This window comes from Mycobacterium sp., from assembly GCF_036488105.1.
Lineage (GTDB): Bacteria > Actinomycetota > Actinomycetes > Mycobacteriales > Mycobacteriaceae > Mycobacterium.
In genome coordinates this window covers 1-2996 of sequence record NZ_DASXHW010000123.1, presented here as the reverse complement: position 1 = coordinate 2996, position 2996 = coordinate 1, and the positions used below count along the sequence as shown (strand labels likewise).

Genomic DNA, 2996 nt, shown 5'->3' with positions numbered 1-2996 from the left:
CCGATCGAACTGGCGTGGAAGCGTGTCCGTGACGGCAGGCTCGGCACCCGTAACGCCTGCTATCTGGCGTTCGATTGCTTTCACCCGCAATGGGATCCGCGCAACCTCTGGTTGGTGCCAATCACCCAGGCCATCCAGCTGCAGATGGTACGCAACCTGCCCTATGCCGACCATCTCGTCCGATTCGGGCCGACATTGTCGCCGGTGAATCTGGCACCCTCTGCCGCGTCCATCGATCGGGCAAGCCGATGGGGGCACAACAGCGTCGATCGGGCGATCCCGGTGACGACGGCGCTGTTGCAGCCGACGTGGTGGGAAGGCGATAGCCCGCCGGTCGCCAAGCCGAAGACACTGCCGAAGTCGGTAGCCTCGCCGATGAGCGCGGTCATGGCCGCGATTCAGGTGCCGACGAGTCGCATGGCCCGGTGGCGCCGCAATACTGTGCCGATCGCTAGGGGGAAGATATGACCACACCACCGCTACCGGGGCGGTATCCGGGCCGCAGTGGCGCACCCGGCATTGCCGTGGCATCGCTGCAGCCGCAAGATGATCCGTTCTACGCCTACGCCGGCTCCACGCCGCTAGATAGCATCGCACCGGGAACGGTGCTGAACACGCGCCGCCTTCATTACCACCTGTTTGGCTTCCCGACGATGCTCGAGACCACCCAGCTGCTCTACCGGTCGACCAGCCAGATCGGCAAGCCGACCGTCAACGTCACCTCGGTCATCAAGCCTCCATTCCAGTTCGACGCGACGAGGGTGATCTCGTATCAGTCCGCCTACGACTCGCTCAACCGCAACGACGAGCCGTCCTATGCGATTTGGGGTGGACGTAGGCTCGGCGACGTCATCCCCAACGTCGAAGCGGCGGTGTTCGGTGCGTTCCTCGCCGACGGGTACACGGTTATTGTCCCGGACACCGAGGGGCAGCGGGCCGCCTTCGCCGCGGGGGCCGAGTATGGAATGAACACGCTCGATTCGATCCGCGCCGCGTTCAACTCGTCGACCGTCCCGAACAACGCGAGGGTGGCGATGCTCGGATATTCCGGCGGTGCGGTCGCCACCGAGTGGGCCGCCGAGCTGGCCCCCACTTACGCACCCGACGCCAACGAGCACCTGATCGGCGCGGCCATAGGTGGCGTGCTGGTCGATCCGGCGCACAATCTGCACTACGTCGAGGGGACCGGGTTCTGGGCCGGCGTCATGGCGATGGCGCTGGTCGGGATCGCGCGCGGATTCGAGATCGAAACCGACCTGGCGAAATACCTCAGCCCCAACGGCGCCAGGATTTTTCACGAAATGCAGACCGCGTCGATCATCAACGTGCTGGGTCAATACCCGGGTCTGAAGTGGAGGGATCTGGTCAGTCCCGGTTACCCGACTCCGGAGGACCTGCCGCTCTACGTCGGCTGCGCTAACAAGCTGATCATGGGTACTGGCGGTACGCCGACAATTCCGCTGTTCATCGGTCAGGGTGCCAACGGTGAGCTCGAGGGCACCCCGGGAAACAAGAAGGACATCGGCGCCGGCGACGGCGTAATGATTGCCGGGGATGTGCGCACGCTCGCTCGCGACTACTGCGCCAAGGGCGTACCCGTCTACTACGAGGAGTACGTCGCGCTCAGCCACATCTGGAGCGTCCCCATCTGGTTGCACAGCTCGACCGCCTGGATCAAACAGCGTTTCGCCGGCCTGCCGGCTCCACAGAACTGTTCGTCGATCCGGGAAGGCAACTCACTGGCGCCGATTCCGGTTCTGCCCGCGCCCAGCTCTCCTATCTGAAGCCGTTGCTCCGATCATGGCCAGTAAGGCATCTGCGCGGACAGCCATCGCTGTTGGAATAGCCGTGCTGATGGTCGTGGCGGCGGCCTCGGCCAGGTATGTAGTGAGCCGCAAGGGAATGCAAACTGCCACAACCGAATTCGCACCGATCTCGACGCTGATGAACGACGCGATCGCGGCCAAGAAGCTGCCAGGCGGTGTGGTTGCGATCGGACATGACGGCAGGACCGTCTTCCACGAGGCGTATGGCTCGCGCAAGCTTGCCGGCCAACAGGGGTTGGACGGATCGCCCACACCTGCCGAGCCGATGACCGAAGACACGATCTTCGACATCGCGTCGCTGACGAAACCGCTCGCAACCGCGACTGCCGTCATGCAGCTTTACGAACAAGGCAAGGTTGCCTTCGACGATCCTGTGCAGACGTATTTGCCTGACTTCAATACGGCGAACGATCCACAGCGTGCACAAGTCACCGTTCGGATGCTGCTTACCCACACCTCAGGCGAAGGGATAGACGTAAGTCTCGGGGATCCGTGGGGCCTGGCCGGAGCCGACAAAACAGAAGGCGTCCATCGTGCGCTCACTACGCCGTTGCAGTCGGGTCCCGGTGAGGTTTTCCGCTATTCCGATATCAACTACATCCTGCTTGGCGCACTGATCGAAGAACTCGCCGGCGAGGCCGAAGACGTTTACGTTCAGCGGAATGTCTTTGCGCCGCTTGGCATGGAAGAAACCCGCTACCTTCCTCCCACCAAGGCATGTGGCCCCCACACGCTCAGAGGAGCTGCGATTGCCTGGGCTCCTGCGCCAAGCGAACTGGTCGCCTGTCCTGCCGGTACCTGGAGCACCAATCTGTTGCCGCGCGTCGCACCAACGGCCGTCGATGAGGAAAGCAGAGTCGATCCGAGCAAGAATCCCGATTTTGGTTACCTTCTTCGAGGCACCGTGCATGACCCGACGGCGCGCCGGATGGGGGGAGTAAGCGGGGACGCCGGTGTGTTCTCGACGGCGCACGATGTCAGCATCTATGCGCAGGCCCTGCTAGATCGGCTTGCGAACCGCCCCAGCAAGTTTCCGGTGCGGCAAGCGACTCTGGCGTTGATGACGACTCCTCAGCAGCCCGGCCACACAGCTCAACAAGCCGAAGCAGCGAACGATGCTGTCCGAGAAGCCATTGCGAAGACACCAAACACAACAGATCCGCTGCTGGC

2 protein-coding genes and 1 pseudogene are annotated in these 2996 nt (G+C 63.0%); all 3 read left to right on the top strand.

All coding sequences use genetic code 11. From position 1 onward, the window contains the following. Positions 1–468, top strand: a pseudogene (locus VGH54_RS06610) (patatin-like phospholipase family protein); the annotation flags it as partial. Further along, a complete protein-coding gene (locus VGH54_RS06605; protein ID WP_331511139.1) occupies positions 465–1784 on the top strand; it encodes a lipase family protein in 1320 nt (439 codons plus the stop codon). The pseudogene VGH54_RS06610 and the gene VGH54_RS06605, both read left to right, overlap by 4 nt. Positions 1785–1902: 118 nt before the next feature. Beyond that, positions 1903–2996, top strand: a 1094-nt coding sequence (locus VGH54_RS06600; RefSeq protein ID WP_331511141.1) for a serine hydrolase domain-containing protein, incomplete at its 3' end; no start/stop codon positions are given.